Consider the following 21,596-nt stretch of genomic DNA (forward strand, 5'->3'; position numbering starts at 1 on the left):
CGCCGGGCCGTGCCCGTTTGTGCGGCCCGTGTGCCCGTGTTGACGGACGGTGAGAAAGCTTGCGTCGCGCCGGGCCCGGCGGGCGGCCTTCCGGGATGACATGCTGGGTCGTCAAGCCCGTCAGCAGCGCTGGGAGGACACGCCGATGTTGCCGCTCAAGACCCAGAACCTGCCGTCCCTGGCCGCTGCCCTGCCGGTGCCGGAGTACGACCGTGACGCCCTGCGGACCGGCATCGTGCACTTCGGCGTCGGCGGCTTCCACCGGGCGCACGAGGCGATGTACCTGGACCGCCTGATGGCCGTCGGCCAGGCGCTGGACTGGGCGATCTGCGGGGTCGGCGTGATGCCGGCCGACCGGCGGATGGCCGAGGTCATGCGGGACCAGGACGGCCTCTACACGCTGGTCGTCAAGGCGCCCGACGGCACCCTCGAGGCGCGGGTGATCGGCGCGATCAAGGAGTACCTGTTCGCCCCGGACGACCCCGAGGCCGTGATCGAGAAGATGGCCTCGGCCGAGGTGCGGATCGTCTCGCTGACCATCACCGAGGGTGGTTACAACTTCAACGCGGTCACCGGCCACTTCGTCGCGGACAACCCGGACGTCCAGCACGACCTGCAGCCCGGCACCGCGCCGCGGACCACCTTCGGGCTGATCACCGCCGCGCTGGCCCGGCGGCGCGAGCGCGGGCTGCCGCCGTTCACGATCATGAGCTGCGACAACATCCAGGGCAACGGGCACGCCGCGCGGCGCAGCTTCGTCGCGTTCGCCACCCTGCGGGACGCCGAGCTGGGCGAGTGGGTCGAGCAGCACGTGGCCTTCCCCAACAGCATGGTCGACCGGATCACCCCGGTGACCACCGACGACGACCGCGCCGAGGTCCGCAAGCGGTACGGCGTGGCCGACGCCTGGCCGGTGGTCTGCGAGCCGTTCACCCAGTGGGCCCTGGAGGACGCGTTCCCGCAGGGCCGCCCCCCGTTCGAGGAGGCGGGCGTGCAGGTGGTCGCGGACGTGGAGCCGTACGAGCTGATGAAGCTGCGGCTGCTCAACGCCGGCCACCAGGCGCTCTGCTATTTCGGTTACCTGGCCGGCTACCGGCTGGTGCACGACGTCGCGCAGGACCCGCTGTTCGCCCGCTTCCTGCTGGCGTACATGGACCGCGAGGCCACCCCGACCCTGGAGCCGGTGCCCGGCATCGACCTCGACGCCTACCGGCACCAGCTCATCGAGCGGTTCTCCAACGACCAGGTCCGCGACACCGTGGCGCGGCTCTGCGCGGAGAGCTCGGACCGCATCCCGAAGTGGCTGCTCCCGGTGATCCGGCACAACCTGGACACCGGCGGCGAGATCCTGCGGTCCACGGCGGTGGTGGCCAGCTGGGCCCGGTACGCCGAGGGCGTCGACGAGCAGGGCAACCCGATCGAGGTCGTGGACCGGCTCGGCGACAGGCTGACCGCGGCGGCCCGGCGGCAGCGGGAGGATCCGCTGGCCTTCATCGCGGACCGGGACCTGTTCGGCGCCCTGGTGGACAACGAGCGGTTCGTCTCGACGTACCGGTCGGTGCTCTCCTCGCTGCACCTCAAGGGCGCACGGGCGACGCTCGAGGAGCTGGCCGGCGCCTGAGGCCGGCAACCCGGAGAAATTTCGCGCGACGCGGCAACCAAAGTGCCCCGGAACGGCCACCAATGGTCGGCATTGTTTCCGTTACCGGAAAGGCACTTCATTGTCCTCCCCCATGCCCCTCGCCGCCCGTCTCCGGCGGTTCCGCGCCGGCGCCATCGCGGCCGCGCTGGCCTGCGGCCTCGGCGTCGCCGCGGTCACCTTCACGCAGAACGCCTCGGCCGCCGCCTGGCCGTCCGCCACCGGCCTGGTGAAGGTCGGCGCCACCACGAACGTCACCGGCACCTTCGACGGCGGCCTCAAGCGCTACTTCGGCATCGGCGACGGCGGCCAGAGCGAGAGCCAGGACCCGATGTTCAAGCTGGCCGACGGCGCCACGCTGAGGAACGTCATCATCGGCGCCCCGGCCGGCGACGGCGTGCACTGCAGCGGCTCCTGCACGCTGGTCAACGTCTGGTGGGAGGACGTCGGCGAGGACGCGGCGACGTTCAAGGGCGGCACATCGGCCCGGTACACGGTGGACGGCGGCGGCGCGAAGTCGGCCTCCGACAAGGTGTTCCAGCACAACGGCGGCGGCACGCTGACCGTCAGGAACTTCCAGGTCAGCGACTTCGGCAAGCTGTACCGCTCGTGCGGCAACTGCAAGACGCAGTACAAGCGGGCGGTGGTGCTGCAGAACATCACCGTGACCGCGCCGGGCAAGTCGCTGGCCGGCATCAACACCAACTACGGCGACACCGCGAAGTTCTCCGGCATCACGATCGTCGGCGACAGCAAGAAGAAGATCAGCATCTGCGACCGCTTCACCGGCAACAACACCGGCGCGGAGCCGCCGAAGACGGGCTCCGGGGCGGACGGCAAGAACTGCCTCTTCAGCGCCTCGGACATCACGTACAAGTAACCGCTCCCCCGGAACAGCCGGGCCGGCGCCTCCCCGCGCCGGCCCGGCCCCGCGGCGGCAGGGGACGCGGATCCGGGCCGCCGCTAACACTTTTCCGGTCGGTTCCGGCGAACTCTGTCCTGACGGACAGAGATCCTTTCTTGCGGCTTAAGCGCCTGTCGGGCGCACGTGCGGCCTGCCTACCATTCCGGCGGCCGCACGATCCGGCCGGCTTGCTTGTTCCGCCAGTTGGGGAGTCACTGTGCCGCCTGCCACGTCCCACGAGCCCGCCACCGGCCCGCCGGCGCGTCCCGGCCGCCATGCCCGGCGCGGGCCGGCCGTGGCCGCCGCCGGCGCCGTCGGGACCGCCGCCCATGCCCGGCACGGGCCGGCCGCAGCCGCCGCCGGCGCCATCGGGACCGCCACGCATGCCCGGCGCGGGCCGGCCGTGGCCGCCGCCGGCGCCATCGGGACCGCCGCGCTGATCACGGCGATCGTGGTGTCGGTGAGCCTGACCCGGGCGTCCGCCCGCCAGCAGCCGGTGGCCGCGCCGTCGAGCCCGGCGACAGCTGCCGGTGCGCCGCCCGCCGCCACGGCTCCGGCCTCCGCGCCCGTCTCCGGCAGGCCCTCGCCGGCCGCCACGAAGCCCTCACCCGCCGCCACCCGGATGGCGCCGAGGGCCGGTTGGCTCCCGATCGACCCGGCCGCCTGGGACGCGCAGGTCGCCAAGTACCGGGCCACCAAGGCGCAACCGGCGGGCGACGCGGGCAATCTGCCGGAATTCCGGGCCGACTGCCGCTACAGCCACCGCAAGGCGGACGACCCGATCGTCTTCCCCGGCCTGCCCGGCGCGTCGCACATGCACTCGTTCGTCGGGAACAAGGCCGTCGACGCGCACACCGAGGCCGCCGACCTGCAGAAGTTCACCGCCACGACCTGCAAGCCGGTCGTGGACCATTCCGCCTACTGGGTGCCGACGCTCTACGAGGCCGCGACCGACAAGCCGGTGGAGACCACCGGTTTCCGGGTCTACTACCGCTCGCTGCGGAAGAACTCGGACGGCGTCCGGCCGATGCCGAACGGCCTGCGCATGGTCGCCGGCGACGCCAAGAAGAAGCAGCCGACCCCGCGCGGCGCGCAGGGCCAGTTCTACTGCGCCTTCTACGGCCCCGGCGACATCAACGGCTACGCCCGCAGCGACAACGGCAACTGGCCGATCTGCGGCGAACCGGCCAGCCTGCACTTCATGCTGCAGTTCCCGGACTGCTGGGACGGCAAGCACCTGGACAGCCCGCACCACAAGGAACACGTGACCTTCGGCACCGACGCGGGCTGCCCGGCCGGCCACCCGGTGCGGATCCCGGCCCTGACCTTCGACATCGCGTACGGCGCCAAGGGCACGAAGGGCGGCTACTACCTGTCCTCGGACCCGACGGGCCGAAGCGCCTCGTCGATGCATGGCGACGCCTTCGCGATGTGGGACGTGAACGCAATGAACCAGCGCGTCCGAAACTGCATCGCCCAACGCCGAACCTGCAACAACACCAGCTACGACCCCTTCTCCGCCTAGCCTTCCCGCAGATCTTGGTGAGCTAAAACGTTCCAGCCACACCCCACCGCTACAAGGTCCACCACTCACGCCCCTTTCCTCCTGGAATGAACCCCTCAACCTCCACACACCCTCCAAGGGCTAACCCCGCATACCGGACGAACCCGGCAAAGGGCTGGGTCACGGGGAGACCGTGATCCAGAAATGGCGAAAGTCGGGCGGTCGGTCTCGCGCGGAGCCAGATCATGATTGAGGCGATGGTTACCGTTGCGACGGCCCGGAACTGCTTGAGCCGGTTGAAGGATCGTTCTACCTGGTCGCGGTCCTCGTACCGCTCGGCGTTGAAGTTCGGCGGCCGGCCACCACGTGGGGGCCGGGGGCCCCCACCGTCCCAGCGCCACCACCTAACGCTGCGCCTCGAAGTGGTCCTTCATCGCCGGGTAGTAGTCGTCGAAGCTCGGCATCGGCCGGTCATCGCGCGCCGCCACCAACGCGTCCAGGTAGTACTCCCAGCCCGGACCGACCTCGCCGACGTTCTCCGTGCCGGTCAGGTGCTGGGTGAACAGCAGCTCGGTCACGCCGGCCGACTCGGCCAGCACCAGGTCCAGATGCCAGCTGCCGTGCTCGTCCACGTTGGAGATGGCCAGCCGGCGCGGCGGCTCGCACGCGTCGATTGTCATGTCCATCCACGGCCGGCCCTCCTCGTGCGCCATCTGGACCTTGATGGTGGTGCCCGGCGCCGCGTCACCCTCCCACGGGCCGAACCAGCGGGCGGTGCGCTCCGGGTCGGTGAGGCTCGCCCAGACGTCGGCGATGGGGGCGCGGAACGTGCGGGTCAGCACGAGGTCGGTGCCGAACAGTCGGCCGGTCGGTGTCGGGCTCATGCGGTCTCCTTCTGCGAATTCTGCTCTCCGGCGGCCGTCTGCCGCTCCCGGCGGGTGCGGTAGACCTCGGTCTCCAGCGCGTCGAGGCGGTGCTGCCAACCGGACGGGCGGGTCAGCCGGCCCAGCCACCCGGCCAGCTCGTCGAGCGGCGCGGTGACCAGCGTGTAGACCCGCCGGCGTCCGTCGGCCGTGTCACGCACCAGGCCGGCCTCGCGCAGCACGCGCAGGTGCCGGCTGACGGCCGGCCGGCTGATCGCGAACCGGTCGGCGATCTGCCCGGCGGAGCGCGGCTCGTCGCGCAGCATCAGCAGGATCTCCCGCCGCACCGGATCGGCGATCGCGCCCGCCACCTCGTCCACGCCGGAAGCGTAACCAGTATGTTACGCGTCAAGCAAGTGAGCCCCGCCGATCATGCAAGTTGCAACACTGTGCAATTGCATGACTACGGTGTGACACTGGGCGGCACGGGGCAGGACGTAACCGCCGGCAGGAAGGCCTTCATGAACCGCGGCGAGCGACAACTGCAGGACACCCTCGGCACCCGGCAGCAGGCAGACGCGTTCCAGGCGCGCCAGACCCTGGACCATCTCAACGACACGATGCAGACCTTCATCGGCCGGCAGACCATGGTCTTCCTCGCCACCGCGGACGTGCGCGGCGACTGCGACAACACCTTCCGGGCCGGGCCGCCGGGGTTCGTCCGGGTGCTCGACCGGGGGCGCCTCAGCTGGCCGGAGTACCGCGGCAACGGTGTCATGGCGAGCCTCGGCAACATCACCGAGAATCCCCGGGTCGGGCTGCTCTTCATGGACTTCGACCAGGTCATCGGGCTGCACGTGAACGGCACGGCGGAGCTGGTCGAGGACCCGGGCGGCCAGGCGGACACCCCGCCGGGGCGGCGCGCCCGGCTGTGGGTCGTCGCCCGGGTGCAGGAGGCCTACATCCACTGCGCGCGGCACATCCCGCGGCTGGTGGAGATCCCCCGGCAGCGGGGGCGGTCCGCGGCGGCGGAACAACCGAAGAAGAGCGACTACTTCGTCCCCGAGCCGGCGTGCCGGTCCCGGCCATGACGGTGCGGGCGCGCCGGACCGGCCGATCCGGACGCTCACCCGGGCGGAACCGGCCGCGCCGACCAGCGCAGCGCTCCGCGCGAGGACGCCCACCCGGGGCCCGGCTCAGGAAAGCCGGTCGCGGCCAGGAAAGCCGGTCGCAGCCCGGCCCAGGAAAGCCAGTGGCGGCCCGGCTCAGGTAAGGCGGTGGCGGCCCGGCTCAGGTGAGGCGGTGGCGGCCCGGCTCGCGGTGGGTCGGCAGGCGGCGGCCCGCGGCGAACTTCTCGATCAGGTCCAGGTCGGCCGGTTGCAGGCCGCGCGCCGCCCGCGGCGCGATCAGCAACGCCCGGCCGGCCGCGGTCAGCGCGTCGCGTTCCGGGCCCGGCGGCGGCAGGGCCTCGTCGTCGGTCCAGATCAGCCGGCGGCCCTCGGCCAGCACGTCGCGGGCCGCCGCCAGCTTGAGCGGCCAGCATTCCGCGCCGCGGGGCATCGGGTCGGCGTCCAGCGCGCGGGTCAGCTCGGGGAGTTGCCAGAGCCTCTCCAGGCGCTCCGCCTCCGGGCACCAGGTGGTGCACCAGCGGACCTCGACCGCGCCGCCGGTGTGCAGCGCGCGGATCCGGTCGACCAGCAGCGGCGCCCAGCACAACAGGTACGACATGTTGTCGGCCCCCGACCACACCAGCGAGCCGCCGGGGGCGGCGCCCCAGCCCGGGGTGGTCGTGTTGACGACGCCGTCGACGTCGAGAAGCCAGACGGGCCTCTCGACGTCGATCACGCCACGCAGTCTAGTTCTGGTCGGCGACGAACGAGACGACCCAGGCCAGCGCCGAATTCCAGTTGATGGTGAGTTCGTTGGTGGACCAGGACTGGATGTCGTCGATGTAGCAGAACTGGCCCACGCAGCCGGTCAGCTTGCTCTGCGCGTACGGGTCCTGGATCGAGGAGTTGGCGCCGCCGGCCAGCGTGCCCCGCGGCGGGTTGGGCAGGTTGGCGTCGAGCTGGCGGGCGTACCAGCGGCTGTGCTGGTTGTGCGAGCTGACCTCGCCGTAGCCCGTCACGTACGACTGGTTGAGGGCGTTGCGGCCGAGCAGGTAGTCCATGCCCTCGTACACCGCGGCGCGGAACCTGTCGCGGCCGGTGATGTCGTACGCCGACGCCACCACGACCAGGTTGTTCAGGATCAGGCTGTTCGAGCCCCAGTCCCACATGTTGTTCGCCGGGGCGTACGGGACGCCGTACGGGTGGGCGGCCTGGATCGCCAGGTACTTCTCGGCGCCGGCGACGATCGAGGCGCGGACCTTGTTGCGGCCGGGCAGCTTGTTCGGCACCAGGGCCAGGTCGAGCCGGCCGGCCGCGGCGGTGCTCGCCCAGTCGAAGGCGCCGGCGGCGAAGATGTCGGCGGTGTGCACCGGGGAGGCGAGCACGGCGTCGGCGTACTTCTTCTCGCCGGTGCTCAGGTAGAGCTCGGCGGCGGCCCAGTAGAAGTCGTCGTCGACCTTGTCGTCGTTGTAGGCGCCACCGCCGTTGCCGTCGGAGGCCGGGGCGTAGCGGGCCGGCTCGGCCAGCGCCGCGGTGTACGCGGTGCGGGCCGCGGCCAGTGCCTTGGCGGCGAACACCCGGTCGTAGCGGCGGTAGATACGGGCGGCCTGCGCGGCGGTGGCGGCCAGGTTCAGCGTCGCGGCGGTCGACACCGGGTGCAGCTCACGCTGCTGCGGGTCGAGGTGCGGCAGCAGCGGCAGGCCGGTCCAGTTGGCGTCGTGGATCTTGTGGTGCACCATCCCGGCCAGCGGCTGCCCGGCCGGCACCTGCATCTTGAGCATGAACTCCAGCTCCCAGCGGGCCTCGTCGAGCAGGTCCGGGACCTTGTTGCCGCTCTCCGGGATGGCCAGGGTGCCGTCGCCGAGCTTCTTCGGCTCGGCCGTGCGCTCGTACTGGTTGAGCAGCTCCCAGGTGGAGATGCCGCCGTTGACGACGTACTTGCCGTGGTCGCCGGCGTCGTACCAGCCGCCGGTGACGTCCAGCCGGTAGTCGCAGACGCCGGCCTGGCAGGGCACCGCGCCGTCGCCGAGGTTCGGCGCGACGTCGACGTGACCGGCCGGGCGGGCGTAGCCGGGGCGGAGGTCCTCGCGGATCGCGACGCCGCTGCGCTGGGTGTAGTACATCTTCAGCGAATCGGCGCGCAGCTGCTCGTAGACGGCGGCGTCGATGTCGAACGGCCGGCTGGTCTCACCGTCCGCGACCAGCGTGTAGCCGGTGCCGCGCTTGCGGTAGCCGGAGAAGTCGATCGTCTGCACGTTCTGCCCGGACGACACGTCGACCCCGCGCGGCGCCGACCAGCCACGCGCGACGGTGGCGCCCGCCGCGTTCTTCAGCTGCCAGGGCAGCCGGGCCGTGGCCTCGGTGACCACCGTGGCCTTCTTCGGCCCACGCGGCAGGTAGGCGACCTGGTTGACCCGGACCCGCGGCCCGGTGTCGGGCACATACACCTCCGGCGGCACGCCGCCGACCAGCGAGACGTCGTCCAGGCACAGGCCCCAGGCGTCGGCGCTGCCGCCGACCTGGAGCGCGACCTGCGCCTGCGCGGTGGTCACGGTCGAGGTGAAGGTGTACGAGTACGTGTCGCCCGAGACGGTCAGGGCCGGCGACGCCTCGAAGTACGTGTCGTACGGCGAGACCGCGAGCCCCACGATCGCCCGGGCGACATGCCCATCGGGATCGCCGCTGGCTGTGAACGAGTACCGGTAGGTCTCGCCCGCGACGAGATCGATGTCGTTCTGACCGACGGCAGCGTCCCATCGGTTGGTCGTACCACCGGGTACGTCCACGCAGGCCTTGCCGTCGCGCAGGGTGATGGGCATGCCGGAGGTCGACCACCACGGGTCGGTGCCGGCGGTGAAACCGCCGTTGACCACCTGCTCGACCTCGTCGGCGGCGGCCGCCGGACCGGCGGGAACGGCGAGCAGACCGGCCACGAGAAGGGCGGCGGCGCCGAGGGTACGGATCACGAAGGTCTCCTTGGGAGCGCTTCCATCAGTCAGTTCAGATATGTTGATCCCTCCGTCACGACCTGTCAACACGTGCGAAACGTTCGGTGATCCGCCCTGCCTACGATGGCGGGCGTGTTGATCCGTGCATACGACGAGCTCGACTGGGACGCCATCGCCCGCATCCACGACGCCGCCCGGCTCGACGAGCTGCGCCACTCCGCCGGCCTGGACGCCTTCCTGACCCTGGCGCAGACCGCCGAGGGCGAGGGCCTGTTCGACGGGCTGCTCTGGGTGGCCGAGACCGGCGGCCGGGTGACCGGCTTCGTCGCCCTGGACGGCAATGAGATCACCTGGCTCTACGTGGACCCGGCACACTACCGCCGGGGCATCGGGCGGGCCCTGCTCCGGCACGCGCTCGGCCACGCCGGCGGGCGCGCGGAGGTGACCGTCCTCGACGGAAACCCGGCGGCGCTGGCGCTGTACCGCAGCGAGGGCTTCGTTGTGCGGGAAACCCGGACGGGCCCGCTGGTGGGCAACAAAAGCTTCACCGCGACCGGGCACATCATGGAGCGCCGGACCCACACCGAGCAAACCGGCACCCGGGAGGTGTACCGCAACCCGTGGATGACCGTCCGGGAGGACACCGTCCGGCACCCGGACGGCACACCCGGCATCTACGGCGTCGTCGAGAAACCCGACTCCGCCCTGGTGCTCCCCCGCTGGGCGGACGGGTTCTGGCTGGTCGAGCAGTACCGCTATCCGGTACGCCGGCGCGCCTGGGAGTTCCCGCAGGGCAGCTGGGGTCACGGCGCCACCGGCACGGCCACCGAGCTGGCCCGCGCCGAGCTGGCCGAGGAGACCGGGCTGCGCGCCGCCGAGCTCACCCACCTCGGCCACCTGTACGAGGCGTACGGCTACGCCACCCAGGGCTTCGACGTGTACCTGGCGACCGGGCTGACCCCGGGCGAGCCGGACCGGGAGGCCGGTGAGCAGGGCATGGTGCACCGCCGGTTCACCGACGACGAGGTGGCCGAGGCGATCCGCGGCGGGCTCGTCGTGGACGCACCCTCGCTGGCGGCGCTGACCTTGTACCGCCTCGGTCACCCGTCGGGATGACCACGGTCGGCTCGCTGTGGGCGTACCGGTAGGGGGTGACCTGGGCGGAACCACCCGCGACACCGGCCGTCCGGCGGTGCCGGGCGTAGCGCGCTGCCCTTAAGGTCTCAGCTGTGGCGATGCAGTACGGCTTGGGGATCGATCTCGGCACCACCCAGACAGCGGCGGCGGTCCGCGTGGACGGGCGGATCGAGATCGTCCGGCTGGGCGGACGCCGGGCCGAGATCCCGTCGCTGGTCTTCGTGCGCCCCGACGGCGGGCTGCTGATCGGCGAGGCGGCCGAGCGCCGCGGGCAGGCCGAGCCGGGCCGGCTGGCCCGCGAGTTCAAGCGGCGGATCGGCGACCCGGTGCCGATCCTGGCCGGCGGCGTGCCGTTCTCCGCGCACGCGCTGACCGCCAAGCTGCTCCGGCACGTCCTGGACGAGGTCATCAAGCTCCAGGACGGCCCGCCCGCCGTGCTGACGGTGACCCACCCGGCGAACTGGGGCCCCTACAAGCGCGAACAGCTCGACCAGGCGCTGCGGTTGGCCGACACCGGCCCGGTGCTGCTGCGCACCGAGCCCGAGGCGGCGGCGCTGCAGCACGCGACCGCCCGGCGGATCGCTCCGGGTGAGACGGTCGCGGTCTACGACCTGGGCGGCGGCACGTTCGACGCGGCGGTGCTGCGCCGCGAGGGCGAGGGCTTCCAGCTGCTCGGCGAGCCGGAGGGCATCGAGCAGCTGGGCGGGGCCGACTTCGACGAGGCGGTCTTCGGCCACGTGCTCGGGGTGCTCGGCAGCCGCCTGGACAGCCTGGACCCGAACGAGCCGGAGGTGGTCACGGCCCTGGCCCGGCTGCGCCGCGACTGCGTGGAGGCCAAGGAGGCGCTGTCGTTCGACACCGAGGTGATGATCCCGGTGGCGCTGCCGGGCGTGCACACCCGGGTCCGGCTGAACCGCTCCGAACTGGAATCGATGATCGCCCCGGCCCTGGCCGACACGGTGGCGGCGATGCACCGGGCACTGCGCGGCGCCGGGGTGACGCCGGACCAGCTCGACGCGGTGCTGCTGGCCGGCGGCTCGTCCCGGATCCCGCTGATCAGCCAGCTGCTGTCGACGGCGTTCGAGCGGCCGGTGGTGGCGGATCCGCACCCGGAGCACAGCATCGCGATGGGGGCGGCGGTCTCCACGGCGCTGATCACCGGCGGGGTCTCGCCGTTCGCCGAGGCGGTCGCGCCGTTGCCGGCGGCTCGGCCCTCGAACACGCCGGCCGCATCTTCCGCGGCGCCCGCCACCACCGGACCGATCGCTTCTTCCACGGCCGCGACCACTGTGCCCTCCGCGAGCGGGCCGTCCGCGAGCGGGCCGTCCGCGAGCGGGCCGACCGCAAGCGGGCCGACCGCGAGCGGGCCGACCGCGACCGCGCCCTCCGCGAGCGGGCCGACCGCGAGCGGGCCACCCGCGACCCACGCGACCACGCCCTCCAGAACCAGCGCGACCGCGACCGGCACGACTGTGGCCGGGTCTTCCGCGACCGACGCGACCGGCGCGATGGCGAGCGCTGGTTCCGGGACCGCGACCGACGCGGGCCAGCAAGCCCTCGCCGCCCCAGGCGCCAGGTCCCCGGCCCCGGCCGGGGCCACGGCCGATCCGGATGCCACGAGCACGACCACCCCGGCCCCCACCAGGCCCAAGGCCGCGGCCGGCGTCCGCGCTCCCGGCCTGGGCGAGTCCACCGCCGCGACCGGCGTCACGACTCCGGCCGCTGGCGGATCGGCAGCCGGCGCCGCTGCCGGTGCCGCAGCCGGCGTCAAGGCTCCCGCCCTGGGCGAGTCCGCCCACCCGGCGCGCGTCGCTCCCCCGGCCGGTGGGTCGGCCGCTACCGAGACCAGGGCCGCAGCCACCACAGCCGGCGGCACGGCAGGTCCGGACACCCACCGTCCTCGGTCCGCGGCACCCCCGCCGGCCCGTCAGGCGCCCGCTGAGCGCCGGGATGCCACCTCCCCGGGCGGCTCCCGCACCACGGTCGACAATCGACCGGTCCGGCCGCACAACGGCGTCCCCGCGCAGCCCGCTCCCCTCGACACCGCGGCCACCCGGGTCGCGCCCAAGATCACCGAGGATGCGCGGCCCACGCAGGTCACGCCCGGCAACAGCGGCCAGCCCGGTTACCGGCCGGTCAGCGACGGCCCGCCCGGGAACCGGCCGGTCAGCGACGGCCCACCCGGGAACCGGCCAGTCAGCGACGGCCCACCCGGGAACCGGCCAGTCAGCGACGGCCCACCCGGGAACCGACCGGTCAGCGGCGGGACAGTGCACAATTCGGCCGCATCGGTGGCATATCAGCGCGGCGCCGCGGCCGTACCCGAGAAGACCAGCCAGGTCTTCGCGTCCGCCGCGGCCCAGCGGACCGCGCCCTTCACGCCCGGCCCGCCGGTCCACTATCCGCCGGCCGCGGCCGGGCCGGACGAGCCGTCGCCGAAGCGGCGCGGCCGGGTGCTCGTGCTCGTCGGCGTGCTCACGCTCGCGATCCTCGCCGGTACGTCGATCCTGGTCGCGCTCAACCGGGGTGACGGGAAGAAGGGCGGCACCGGCGCGCAGAACCCGGCGTCACGGCCGCCGGCGTCACCGTCCGTCAGCGCGGCGCCGTACCCGACCGACACCATGCTGATCCGCGTCGACACCGGCGGTGGCCTGCCGCCGGAACGCAAGTCCGGGGTGTTCCTGCTGACCCCCGGGCAGCCCGGCCGCACCGAGGTCGCCAACACCGGCCGGGACGTGCTGCCGGAGTGGTCGCACGACCGTGAGCGGCTGGCGCTGACCCGCTACCAGCCGGGCGGCGGCAGCACGATCTGGGTGATGGACGCCGACGGCACGAACTCCGAGAAGGTCGTGGAGAACGTCACCGACGGGCGGGTGGCCTGGTCCGCCGACGACAGCAAGCTCGCGTTCATGCGCGTGGTCGGCGGCAGCCCGCAGATCTTCATCATCGAGATCGGTAAGTCGAAGGCGACCCAGCTGACCCGGGCGCCCGGCAAGAAGGACGACCCCGCCTGGTCGCTCGACGGCGATTCGATCGCCTACTGGGCGTACAAGGGCGGGCAGCGGCAGATCTTCGTGCTCGATGTGGACAAACCCGACGAGCCGGGCCGGCAGATCACCGACGGTGCCAGCGGGCCCGGCGTCGACCCGGCCTGGTCACCGGACGGCTCGGAGATCGCCTACACCCGGGGTACCGGCACCGACAACTCGGACATCTGGGTGATCGGCAGCGACGGCTCGGGCGCCCGCCGGCTGACCGACCACAAGTCCCGGGAGATGGATCCGTCCTGGTCGCCGGACGGCAGCTGGCTGGCCTTCACCCGGGGCGTGCTGGAGAAGCCGAAGATCGTGATCGTCAAGGCGGACGGCTCCGAGGAGAAGACGCTCACCAAGGGCGACGCCCGCGAGGGTCACCCCTGCTGGTCCTGATCGGCCCGCCACTCGTCGGCCCGGATCGCCATCACCGTGGTGCCCGCCGGCCCCTCCGGCGGGTCCAGCGCCTGCTCCGCCACGAAGCCCACCTTCTCGTACGTCCGCCGGGCGCGCGGGTTGAAGGGGTAGACCTCGAGTTCGATGCGGTGCAGGCCCAGCTGCTCGAAGCCGTAGCCGACGATGAGCCGGGCCGCCTCGGTGCCCAGCCCCCGGTCCCGGCCGTGCGGCCCGAACATGGTCCGGAAGTTGCAGCTCCGGTGCCGCGCGTCCCACTTGTTCAGCACGACCTCGCCGACCCAGGCACCGGTGGCCCGCTCCTCGACGGCGAGATCGAGCCGGTCGGGCTGGTCGGCGCGGCTGTCGTACCACTCGCGCATCTTCTGCTCGGCGGCCGCGTCCCAGACGATCGGCTGGCTGCCGGTGAGCCGCACCACCTCGGGGTCCCGCAGTGCCTCGCAGATCGCCGGGTGGTCGCCGGCCACGAACGGCCGCAACACCACCCGGGAGCCGACGAGAGTGGGTTTGACGGAAAAGTCGACGGCCATCGGCCGATGATCGACGACCCGCCGCCGCCCGGCAAGCACCTTTCCCGGGACAAGCGCGGGGTCGCGGTGCCGGACGGGCCTGACCGGTCCGCCCGGCACCCACCTCCACCGGGATCAGACCCGGGTCGCGAGGCAGTCAGCGGGTGCGGCGGCCCATCAGCCCGGCGGCGACCGTCACGCCTACCGCGGCGACCGCGACCTGCAGGATCAGTTCGATCCAGTCGATGCCCGCGGTGTCGTCGACGCCCAGGGCCGCGGCCAGCAGCGTGCCGAGCAGCGCCGCCACGATGCCATCAGCAGGGTCAGCCAGATCGGGATGCGCTGCGGGCCCGGCACGACCAGGCGGCCCAGCGCGCCGATGATCAGGCCGATGACGATGGCGGTGAAGATCCCGGTGATCTCCATGTCGGCTCCTCCCAGCGAGGTGGATGCCGATGGGTTCCCGTGCCCGCGGGGCCGGCAAACGTCGGCTACCGGGCCGCTGCTGTGACGGGCACCTCATCCAGGTCGACGATCTCGCGGCCGAGCGGCCAGAACGCGGCCGGGACCAGCTTGAAGTTCGCGACGCCGAACGGGATGCCGATGATCGTCACGCATTGGGCGACGCCGGCCAGCACGTGGCCCAGGGCCAGCCACCAGCCGGCGATCACCACCCAGAGCACGTTCGCGAGCCCGGAGGCGACCCCCGCGGTGGGCCGGGTGACCAGTGTGCGGCCGAACGGCCACAGCGAGTACGAGGCCAGCCGCAGCGCCGCCACGCCGAACGGGATGGTGACCACGAGGGCGAAGCACAGCAGGGCCGCGAGACCGTAACCCAGCGCCAGCACAAAACCGCTGCCGAAGATGAACCAGAGGACGTTCAGGATGAGGCGCACCAACCCAGCATGACGCGCCCCCGCCAGCTATCCCGGTCCCGGTGCCGGCCGGACCGCGGCCAGCAGGCCCTCGCAGCTGCGGGTGACCGCGCGGGCGGCCGTGCGCAGTTCCCGCGCCGAGAACGGGTGCTCGGCCAGCATCTGCCAGCGCGCCAGCGCCTCCCCCGCCGCCGCCATGATCCGCTCCGGCGCCGCGTCCGCCGGCAGGCCCAGGCGCAGGTACGCGGCGCTGCCCGCCCCGCCGAGCAGCAGGTCCATCTCGGACAGTTGCGCCGCGGTGCCCGGCAGGCGTCCCGAGCGCAGCAGGTGCAGCAGCCGCAGCTCGACGAACTCGTGGGCGCTGGCCCGGATCCGTTCCGCCTCGGCGGCCGGCGCCGAGCCGGGGTCCAGGTATTCGTCGAGGACGGCGAGGGCCGAGCGGGCCTTGAGCACCTCGCTGCGCCCGACGAACTGGGCCGCGAAGACCTCCCGGAGCCGGTCGATGCCGCTGTGCGCGGTCAGGGCGGCGGCCAGGTCGGCGGAGTCGTGCACCTTCTGTTCGCGGATCAGCCGGACCGACAGCCGTACCCCGAACAGGCCGAGGCGGCGCAGCGCCTCACGCCGTTCCGGTGCCGACGACGCGAAGCGGTCGGCGGTGAGCAGCAGCTCCACCACGTCGGCCATCGGCGCCGTGGCCACCGCGGCCAGCGTGCGGTACTCGTCCTCGCGCAGCGTCGCGCCCGCCGCGCCGAGCAGGCCCGCGACCGGCACGACCACCGGGCAGAGCCGGCGCAGCCGGTCGTCGGCGGCGTAGCGGGCGGCGACCCGGGCGGCGGCCTCCATCGCGTCGAGCCGGGCCCCGCCGATCTCGTCGGCGCGGGACAGCACGCCGACCGTGTTGACCGGGGTGCCGCTGGCCAGCTCGTCGCCGTGGAACGACTCCAGGAACCGCACGTCGCCGGCGTGCAGGTGGCGCAGCAGGTAGATGACCGCGTCGGTCTGCGCCGGGCGGTCGGCCTCCGCGTCGAGGAACGCCGTGGTCCGCAAAGACACGTCGGTGGAGAGCGACGCGATGCCGGGGGTGTCGATCAGGGTGTGCCGGCGCAGCCGCGAGCTGGGCACCCGGACCTCCAGGTGGCCGACCTCGGCGGCGGGCCGGTCGAGGGTGATCCGCACGGCGCCGCCGACCCGGTGGAACGGCAGCGCCCGGGTGCTGCCGTCGGTCAGGTGGGCGGTGACGGCGTAGGTCGGGCCGTCGGCGTACCAGGTGACGATGCGGGTGCACTCCCCCGCGTCGGTGGGCGCCAGGCCCTCGCCGACCAGCGCGTTGAGCAGCGTGGACTTGCCCGCCTTGACCTTGCCGGCGAGCGCGACCCGGAGCGGCTCGCCGAGCCGGCGGCGGGCGTCGGTGATCGCCGCCCGCACCGCCGGGTCGGCCGTGCCGGCCAGCGTCCGGTCCAGCAGGTCCCGCACGTCGTTGAGCAGGGTCATGCCAGCCGGTCCAGTTCCGCGCGCAGGGCGGCCAGCTGCTTCGCCCGGGCCTGGCGCTGGTCGTTCGGCAGGGCGGCCGTCTCGCGGACCGCCGAGGCCGCGGCCGCCGTCGAGCGCTCGACCGCGGCGGCGCGGGCGGCGAACTCGTCGCGGAGCAGCCGCTGGGTGCGCCGGACCGCCTCGCGCGAGTCGCGGCCCACGTGGAACGACACGTCGTCGACGTAGCGGCGCAGCTCGGACCGGGCCTGCTGGCGGCGCTGCTGGATCTGCCGTTCGCGTTCCTGCTTGACCAGCCGGCGACCCAGGGTCAGGCCGGCGATGATGCCGATCGGCGCGGCGACGGCGATGTTGAACAGCGCGCCGAGGGCGCCGAGCATGTAGAAGCCGCCGTAGGTGATCCGGGCGGCGGTGAACGCGCCGAGGAACTGCTGCATGCCGGAGCGGTGGAAGTCCACGTCCAGGTCGGACACCTTGACCAGGCCCTGCTCGGGGGCGGGCAGGTCCAGGTCGAGGCCCTCGTACTCCAGGTCGAAGCGGGCCGCGACCTCCTGGGCCAGCTGCTCGGTGCGGTTCGCCAGCAGCATCAGGTTGTCCACCGCGGCCGCGGCGGCCTCCCGGGCGGCCCAGGCCTGGAAGTCCTGCCAGGTGTCGCGCGGGTCCGACTCGTTCAGCAGCTCCTCGCCCTCGCGCAGCATCGTGCGCAGGCGTTCGCGCAGGTCGTGGTCGACGTCGGCGGTGAGGTCCTGGATGCCGTCGCCCAGCACGGTCTGCCAGGAGCCCAGCGTGCGGGTGCGGCGCTGCTTCTCCGCGTACCGGTGGACCAGCGTCTCCGCCGCGGCGGGTGAGCTCGCCGCGGCCTGCTCGGCCGCCACTCGCTCGCGCAGCTGGCCCACCACGAACGCCAGCTCGGCGCGCGCGGCCGTGCGGGCCCCCGCGCGGGCCGCACCGAGCACGTCGCGGCGCAGCAGCTCGACCAGCCTCGGGTAGCCGGACTCGGCGTTGAGCTCGGCGTTCTCCCGGGCCTGGGCGCGCAGCCGGAGGAACGACGAGACCGGCACGATCGGCACGTCGATGCCCGCCGCGGCCAGGTGAGCGGCGTTCAGCTCGACGATGCGCCGCCACTCGTCGTAGAGGTCGATCTTGGTGACGACGCAGCAGGCGACCGGGCAGCGCTCCAGCACCCGGCGCAGGAACGCGACCTCGGGCGCGGTGAGCTCCTGGGACGCGTCGGTGACGAACAGCGCCGCCGCGGCCCCGGTCAGCGCGCCCAGGGTGAGGTTGCCGTGCGCGGAGTTGAGGCCGCCCACGCCGGGCGTGTCGACGAAGGACAGGCCGGTGCCGAGCAGCCGCCGGTCCAGCCGGACCTCCACGCTGCGTGCGGTCGGCGTGGCCGCGGTGACCTCCGGCAGGAGCTGGTCGAACGGCACCACGACGGCCTCCGCGGAGCCGTCGGCGGCGGGCACCCGCAGCGTGACCGAGGGCTCCTTGCCGTAGCGGAGCACCGTGGGCACAGCAGTGCCCACGTCGGGGTCGACCGGGCAGACGTCGGTCCGCAGCAGCGCGTTGACCAGCGTGCTCTTGCCCTGCTTGAACTCGCCCACCACCGCGACGGTGACCTCTTCGCCGCGCAGCTGCACCGTCGCGCGGTCCAGCCGTCCGGCGAGGTCGGGCCGGTCGTGTGCCACGGCCAGGCGGCGTGCGCCGGCCAGCTCGGCGAGCAGATCCGTGGCCAACGGCTCCCTCACTCATCTCGTCGCGGCCCTGCTCAGAGGCTACGCGGGCGGCGCAGGCCGGAGAAGGTCACCCCGGCGGGCCGCGCGCACCGTGCGGACGGCGACGACGGACCAGGTGGCCAGCAGCATGGCACAGAGGGTCACGGCGATGGCTGCCGGCAGGGCCGAGGCGGTGCCGCTGCACCGGCGGCTGCGGGCGGTGTGGCCGGCCGCCGGGCAGCTCATCGGCCCGGCCCGGGACCTCTACACGATCGCCCGCCGGCGCCGGCCACAGTAGACCGCCGGCCCGCAGGTGATCTGTACCGGGTCAGCCGGATCCGCTCGATGATCGGCGCTTACGGGCGCTGTATCCGTTCGTGCCCAACGGTCCGAGCAAGACCATTCGGTCCGGCGCTGACCTGGGGAAACGGAGCAGACAGATTGCTGACAGTGAGCGTGGCGCGACGTCCGTGCCAGGCTGCCGCCAGGCCTGTGCGGGCCGGTCTGGGGGCTCGTCGTGCGTCGTCTTCTGTGGACAGTGGCCGTGGCCGCCCTCGTCGCGCCGTTCGCAGCCGCGGCGCCCGCGCAGGCGGCGGTGACCCCGGTCGCGAAGGTCAACTTCCAGCCGGCCGCGTCGGCGGTCCCGGCCGGCTACACCGCGGACACCGGGCTCGGCTACGACGCCGCGCGCGGCTCGGGCTGGGTGACGGCCGGCACACACGACCCGCTGGACCTGAGCCGCAACACGCGCGACCGCGCCCGGGCCGGGATCGACGCCCGGCTCAACACGCTGATCCACCTGCAGTACGGCGACGTCGGCGGCACCAACGGCGTGACCACTCCCGGCGCATGGGAGTACGCGCTGCCCGCCGGCACCTACCAGGTCACCGTGTCGGTCGGCGACCAGCCGGCTTACGACAGCGCGCACACCGTCCGCGCCGAGGGCGTGACCGCGGTGTCCGGCTTCGTCTCCACCGCCGCCGCCGAGTACCGCACCGCCACCGTGACCGTGCCGGTGAGCGACGGGCGGTTGACCGTCGACGCGACCGGCGGCACCAACACCAAGCTGAACCACCTGGAGATCGCGCGGGTCGGCGCGCCCGAGGCGCCCACCGGGCTGACCGCGACACCGGGCGACTCGCAGGTCGCGCTGGCCTGGACGGCGTCCGCCGCTGCCGGATACCGCGTCTACCGGGGCACCACCCTGGTGTCTGGCACCGCTCCGGTCGCCGCGACGAGCTGGCTGGATCTCACCGCCGCCAACGGCACTGCGTACTCCTACACCGTGGCCGCCGTGGACAGCGCCGGCGCCGAGTCGCCGCGCTCCGCTGCCGTCACGGCCACTCCGGCCGCGTACGCGCTCAAGGTGAACTTCTCCGACGCGGCGACCGCGCCGCCGGCCGGCTACGTCCGCGACTCCGGTGACGCGTTCGCCGCTGCGCGGGGCTACGGCTGGGTGCAGCTGGGCACCGCGACGCCGCTGAGCCTGGCCGGCAACGGCCGCAACCGGAACCCGGCCGCCGGGCAGGCCGACGTGCGGCTGGCCACGCTGATCCACGCCCAGCTGCCGGCCGGGTCCACCGGGGTGACCACGCCCGGCTCGTGGGAGGCCGTCGTGCCGAACGGCACGTACACGGTGACGGCCGCGGTCGGCGACGCGGGCACCGCCGTGGACAGCACGCACTGGCTCAGCATCGAGGACCAGAACGCCGTCGCCGCCTTCACCCCGGCCGCGTCGGTCAAGCACGCCACCGCGACCCGGACGGTCCGGGTCACCGACGGGCGGCTCACGCTGAGCCCGGCCGGCGGCACCAACACCAAGCTCAACTACGTGGACGTGGCCAGCGTGCCCGGCGCGGGCGCGATCCCCGGCGTGCGCACCAGCACACCCGCCAACGGCGCCACCGGTGTGCCGCCGACCGGCAGCGTGGTCGAGGATCTGGTCCTGCCCAACGGCGGCGTCGACCAGGCCACGCTGACCGCGGCGACGGTGACGCTGACCCGGGTCGCCGACGGCACGGCGGTGCCGGCCACCACCATCACCAGCGGCGGCGGGGACGTCGTGAACCTCTCCCCGACCGCGCCGCTGGCGGCGAACACGACGTACCGGTTCAGCCTGACCAGCGGGGTGCAGGACGTCAGCGGGCGGGCGTTCACCCCGTACTCGATCGTCTTCACCACCGGAGCCGGCGGCGGCACCGGCGGGGCCGCCTTCGACAAGGTGGTCGGCGTCGCGACCGGCGCGTCCTTCACGACGGTGCTCAAGGGCCCCGACAACCGCCTGTACGCGGGCACGCTCGACGGGCGCATCTTCCGCTTCCCGGTCAACGCCGACGGCACCCTGGGCACCGCCACGATCAACACCGCGGTCCGGGACAACGCGGCCGCGCTGGGGCTGCCCGGCGCGCCCGCCCGCACGGTGATCGGCATGGCCTTCGACCCGGCCGGGAACCTCTGGGTGACCGACAACTACGAGTACGTGGGCCCGCTGAACGTGCCGGACTGGTCGGGCCGGATCGGCCGGCTCAGCGGCACGAACCTGGCCACCTACACGCCGGTGGTGGTCAACCTGCCGCGCTCGGTCAAGGACCACGAGACGAACTCGCTCGCCTTCGGACCCGACGGCGCGCTCTACGTCTCGCAGGGCGCGAACAACGCGATGGGCGCCGCCGACTCGACGTGGGGCAACCGGCCCGAGCAACTGCTCAGCGCGGCCGTGCTGCGGTTCGACACCGCGGCGTTCACCGGTACGCCGATCGACGTGAAGACGGCGGACGGGGGCGGCTACGACCCGTACGCGGCCGGGGCCCCGCTGACCCTCCACGCGACCGGGGTGCGGAACGCGTACGACCTGGTCTGGCACCGCAACGGCCACCTGTACGCGCCGACCAACGGCTCCGCGGCCGGCGGGAACACGCCCGCGACGCCGGCGCCGCTGCCCGCGTCCTGCGCGCGCCGCGGCTACACCGGACCGGCCGTGCCGGGGCTGACGTCGGTGCCGACCGCCGAGACCGACTACGTGTTCGACGTCAAGCCGGGCCGCTACTACGGCCACCCGAACCCGCAACGCTGCGAGTGGGTGCTGGCCGGCGGCAACCCGACCGCGGGCACGGACCCGTACCAGGTGGGCGCGTACCCGGTGGGCACGCTGCCGGACCCGAACTTCGACCTGGCCGGCACGTACGACGCGGGCCTGCACGCCTCGGCGAACGGCGCGATCGAGTACCGCGGCGGCGCGCTGGACGGCAAGCTGCTGGTGGTGCGCTACTCGGCCGGGCAGGACATCGAGACCTTCGACGTGGCGCCGAACGGCACGCTGAGCAACCGGACCACGGGCCTCACCGGCCTGACCGGATTCAGCCAGCCACTCGACGTGACCCAGGACCTGAGCACCGGGAATCTGTACGTGACGGAGCTCGGCGCGAGCCGGATCACGCTGCTGAGGCCGCGCCCCTGACC

At 73.3% G+C, this 21,596-nt stretch carries 15 protein-coding genes and 3 pseudogenes; 9 read left to right on the forward strand and 9 right to left on the reverse strand.

The window, feature by feature from the left end; all coding sequences use genetic code 11:
• Positions 1-145 precede the first annotated feature (145 nt).
• The 3 genes from ACIBQZ_RS04420 to ACIBQZ_RS04430 all read left to right on the forward strand — a co-directional run bounded on the left by ACIBQZ_RS04420 (position 146) and on the right by ACIBQZ_RS04430 (position 4,068).
• The gene (locus ACIBQZ_RS04420; protein ID WP_396087031.1) at positions 146-1,621 is read left to right on the forward strand and encodes a mannitol dehydrogenase family protein; all 1,476 of its coding nucleotides are present in this window, start codon (positions 146-148) and stop codon (positions 1,619-1,621) included.
• A 112-nt stretch (positions 1,622-1,733) separates the two neighbouring features.
• Positions 1,734-2,519, forward strand: a complete 786-nt coding sequence (locus ACIBQZ_RS04425; protein WP_396087032.1) for a pectate lyase — start codon at positions 1,734-1,736, stop codon at positions 2,517-2,519.
• Between the two features lie 241 nt (positions 2,520-2,760).
• Positions 2,761-4,068 carry a DUF1996 domain-containing protein gene (locus tag ACIBQZ_RS04430; protein ID WP_396087033.1) on the forward strand — a complete coding sequence of 436 codons (1,308 nt, stop codon included), beginning with the start codon at positions 2,761-2,763 and terminating at the stop codon, positions 4,066-4,068.
• A 383-nt stretch (positions 4,069-4,451) separates the two neighbouring features.
• Here the strand turns inward: ACIBQZ_RS04430 and ACIBQZ_RS04435 are convergent, their stop codons facing one another.
• Both ACIBQZ_RS04435 and ACIBQZ_RS04440 read right to left on the reverse strand, forming a co-directional pair.
• On the reverse strand, positions 4,452-4,931 hold the full coding sequence (locus tag ACIBQZ_RS04435; RefSeq protein ID WP_396087034.1) for an SRPBCC family protein: 480 nt from the start codon (positions 4,929-4,931) through the stop codon (positions 4,452-4,454).
• On the reverse strand, positions 4,928-5,290 hold the full coding sequence (locus ACIBQZ_RS04440; protein ID WP_396087035.1) for a metalloregulator ArsR/SmtB family transcription factor: 363 nt from the start codon (positions 5,288-5,290) through the stop codon (positions 4,928-4,930). Before ACIBQZ_RS04440 ends, ACIBQZ_RS04435 begins: the two co-directional genes overlap by 4 nt.
• Positions 5,291-5,431: 141 nt before the next feature.
• Between ACIBQZ_RS04440 and ACIBQZ_RS04445 the strand changes: the two genes are divergently transcribed.
• Complete coding sequence (locus tag ACIBQZ_RS04445) at positions 5,432-6,001, forward strand: pyridoxamine 5'-phosphate oxidase family protein (RefSeq protein ID WP_396087036.1); 570 nt, start codon at positions 5,432-5,434, stop codon at positions 5,999-6,001.
• A 199-nt stretch (positions 6,002-6,200) separates the two neighbouring features.
• Here ACIBQZ_RS04445 and ACIBQZ_RS04450 read toward each other — a convergent pair whose 3' ends face one another.
• Together ACIBQZ_RS04450 and ACIBQZ_RS04455 are read right to left on the reverse strand one after the other, a co-directional pair.
• The gene (locus tag ACIBQZ_RS04450) at positions 6,201-6,755 is read right to left on the reverse strand and encodes a hypothetical protein (RefSeq protein ID WP_396087037.1); all 555 of its coding nucleotides are present in this window, start codon (positions 6,753-6,755) and stop codon (positions 6,201-6,203) included.
• A gap of 10 nt (positions 6,756-6,765) precedes the next feature.
• A complete protein-coding gene (locus tag ACIBQZ_RS04455; RefSeq protein ID WP_396087038.1) occupies positions 6,766-8,985 on the reverse strand; it encodes a glycoside hydrolase family 9 protein in 2,220 nt (739 codons plus the stop codon).
• 105 nt (positions 8,986-9,090) lie between these two features.
• Between ACIBQZ_RS04455 and ACIBQZ_RS04460 the strand changes: the two are divergent.
• The 3 genes and pseudogenes from ACIBQZ_RS04460 to ACIBQZ_RS04470 all read left to right on the forward strand — a co-directional run.
• Positions 9,091-9,534 (forward strand): annotated as a pseudogene (locus ACIBQZ_RS04460) (GNAT family N-acetyltransferase); the annotation flags it as partial.
• Positions 9,535-9,675: 141 nt separating this feature from the next.
• Positions 9,676-10,083, forward strand: a pseudogene (locus ACIBQZ_RS04465) (NUDIX domain-containing protein); the annotation flags it as partial.
• 119 nt (positions 10,084-10,202) lie between these two features.
• Positions 10,203-13,532, forward strand: a complete 3,330-nt coding sequence (locus ACIBQZ_RS04470; RefSeq protein ID WP_396087358.1) for an Hsp70 family protein — start codon at positions 10,203-10,205, stop codon at positions 13,530-13,532.
• Here the strand turns inward: ACIBQZ_RS04470 and ACIBQZ_RS04475 are convergent.
• The 5 genes and pseudogenes from ACIBQZ_RS04475 to ACIBQZ_RS04495 all read right to left on the reverse strand — a co-directional run bounded on the left by ACIBQZ_RS04475 (position 13,514) and on the right by ACIBQZ_RS04495 (position 18,170).
• A complete protein-coding gene (locus ACIBQZ_RS04475; RefSeq protein WP_396087039.1) occupies positions 13,514-14,080 on the reverse strand; it encodes a GNAT family N-acetyltransferase in 567 nt (188 codons plus the stop codon). The two genes, ACIBQZ_RS04470 and ACIBQZ_RS04475, sit on opposite strands and share 19 nt — an antisense overlap.
• Positions 14,081-14,216: 136 nt before the next feature.
• A pseudogene (locus ACIBQZ_RS04480) lies at positions 14,217-14,485 on the reverse strand (GlsB/YeaQ/YmgE family stress response membrane protein).
• 65 nt (positions 14,486-14,550) lie between these two features.
• A complete protein-coding gene (locus ACIBQZ_RS04485; RefSeq protein WP_396087040.1) occupies positions 14,551-14,958 on the reverse strand; it encodes a YccF domain-containing protein in 408 nt (135 codons plus the stop codon).
• Positions 14,959-14,982: 24 nt separating this feature from the next.
• Positions 14,983-16,425 (reverse strand): dynamin family protein, encoded by a 1,443-nt coding sequence (locus tag ACIBQZ_RS04490; RefSeq protein WP_396087041.1) that lies wholly within the window; start codon positions 16,423-16,425, stop codon positions 14,983-14,985.
• Positions 16,422-18,170 (reverse strand): dynamin family protein, encoded by a 1,749-nt coding sequence (locus ACIBQZ_RS04495; RefSeq protein ID WP_396087042.1) that lies wholly within the window; start codon positions 18,168-18,170, stop codon positions 16,422-16,424. Before ACIBQZ_RS04495 ends, ACIBQZ_RS04490 begins: the two co-directional genes overlap by 4 nt.
• Before the next feature lie 136 nt (positions 18,171-18,306).
• Between ACIBQZ_RS04495 and ACIBQZ_RS04500 the strand changes: the two genes are divergently transcribed.
• On the forward strand, positions 18,307-18,435 hold the full coding sequence (locus ACIBQZ_RS04500; protein ID WP_396087043.1) for a hypothetical protein: 129 nt from the start codon (positions 18,307-18,309) through the stop codon (positions 18,433-18,435).
• A gap of 219 nt (positions 18,436-18,654) precedes the next feature.
• The gene (locus ACIBQZ_RS04505; RefSeq protein WP_396087044.1) at positions 18,655-21,594 is read left to right on the forward strand and encodes an Ig-like domain-containing protein; all 2,940 of its coding nucleotides are present in this window, start codon (positions 18,655-18,657) and stop codon (positions 21,592-21,594) included.
• Positions 21,595-21,596 lie beyond the last annotated feature (2 nt).

This window comes from Actinoplanes sp. NPDC049599, from assembly GCF_044465625.1.
Lineage (GTDB): Bacteria > Actinomycetota > Actinomycetes > Mycobacteriales > Micromonosporaceae > Actinoplanes.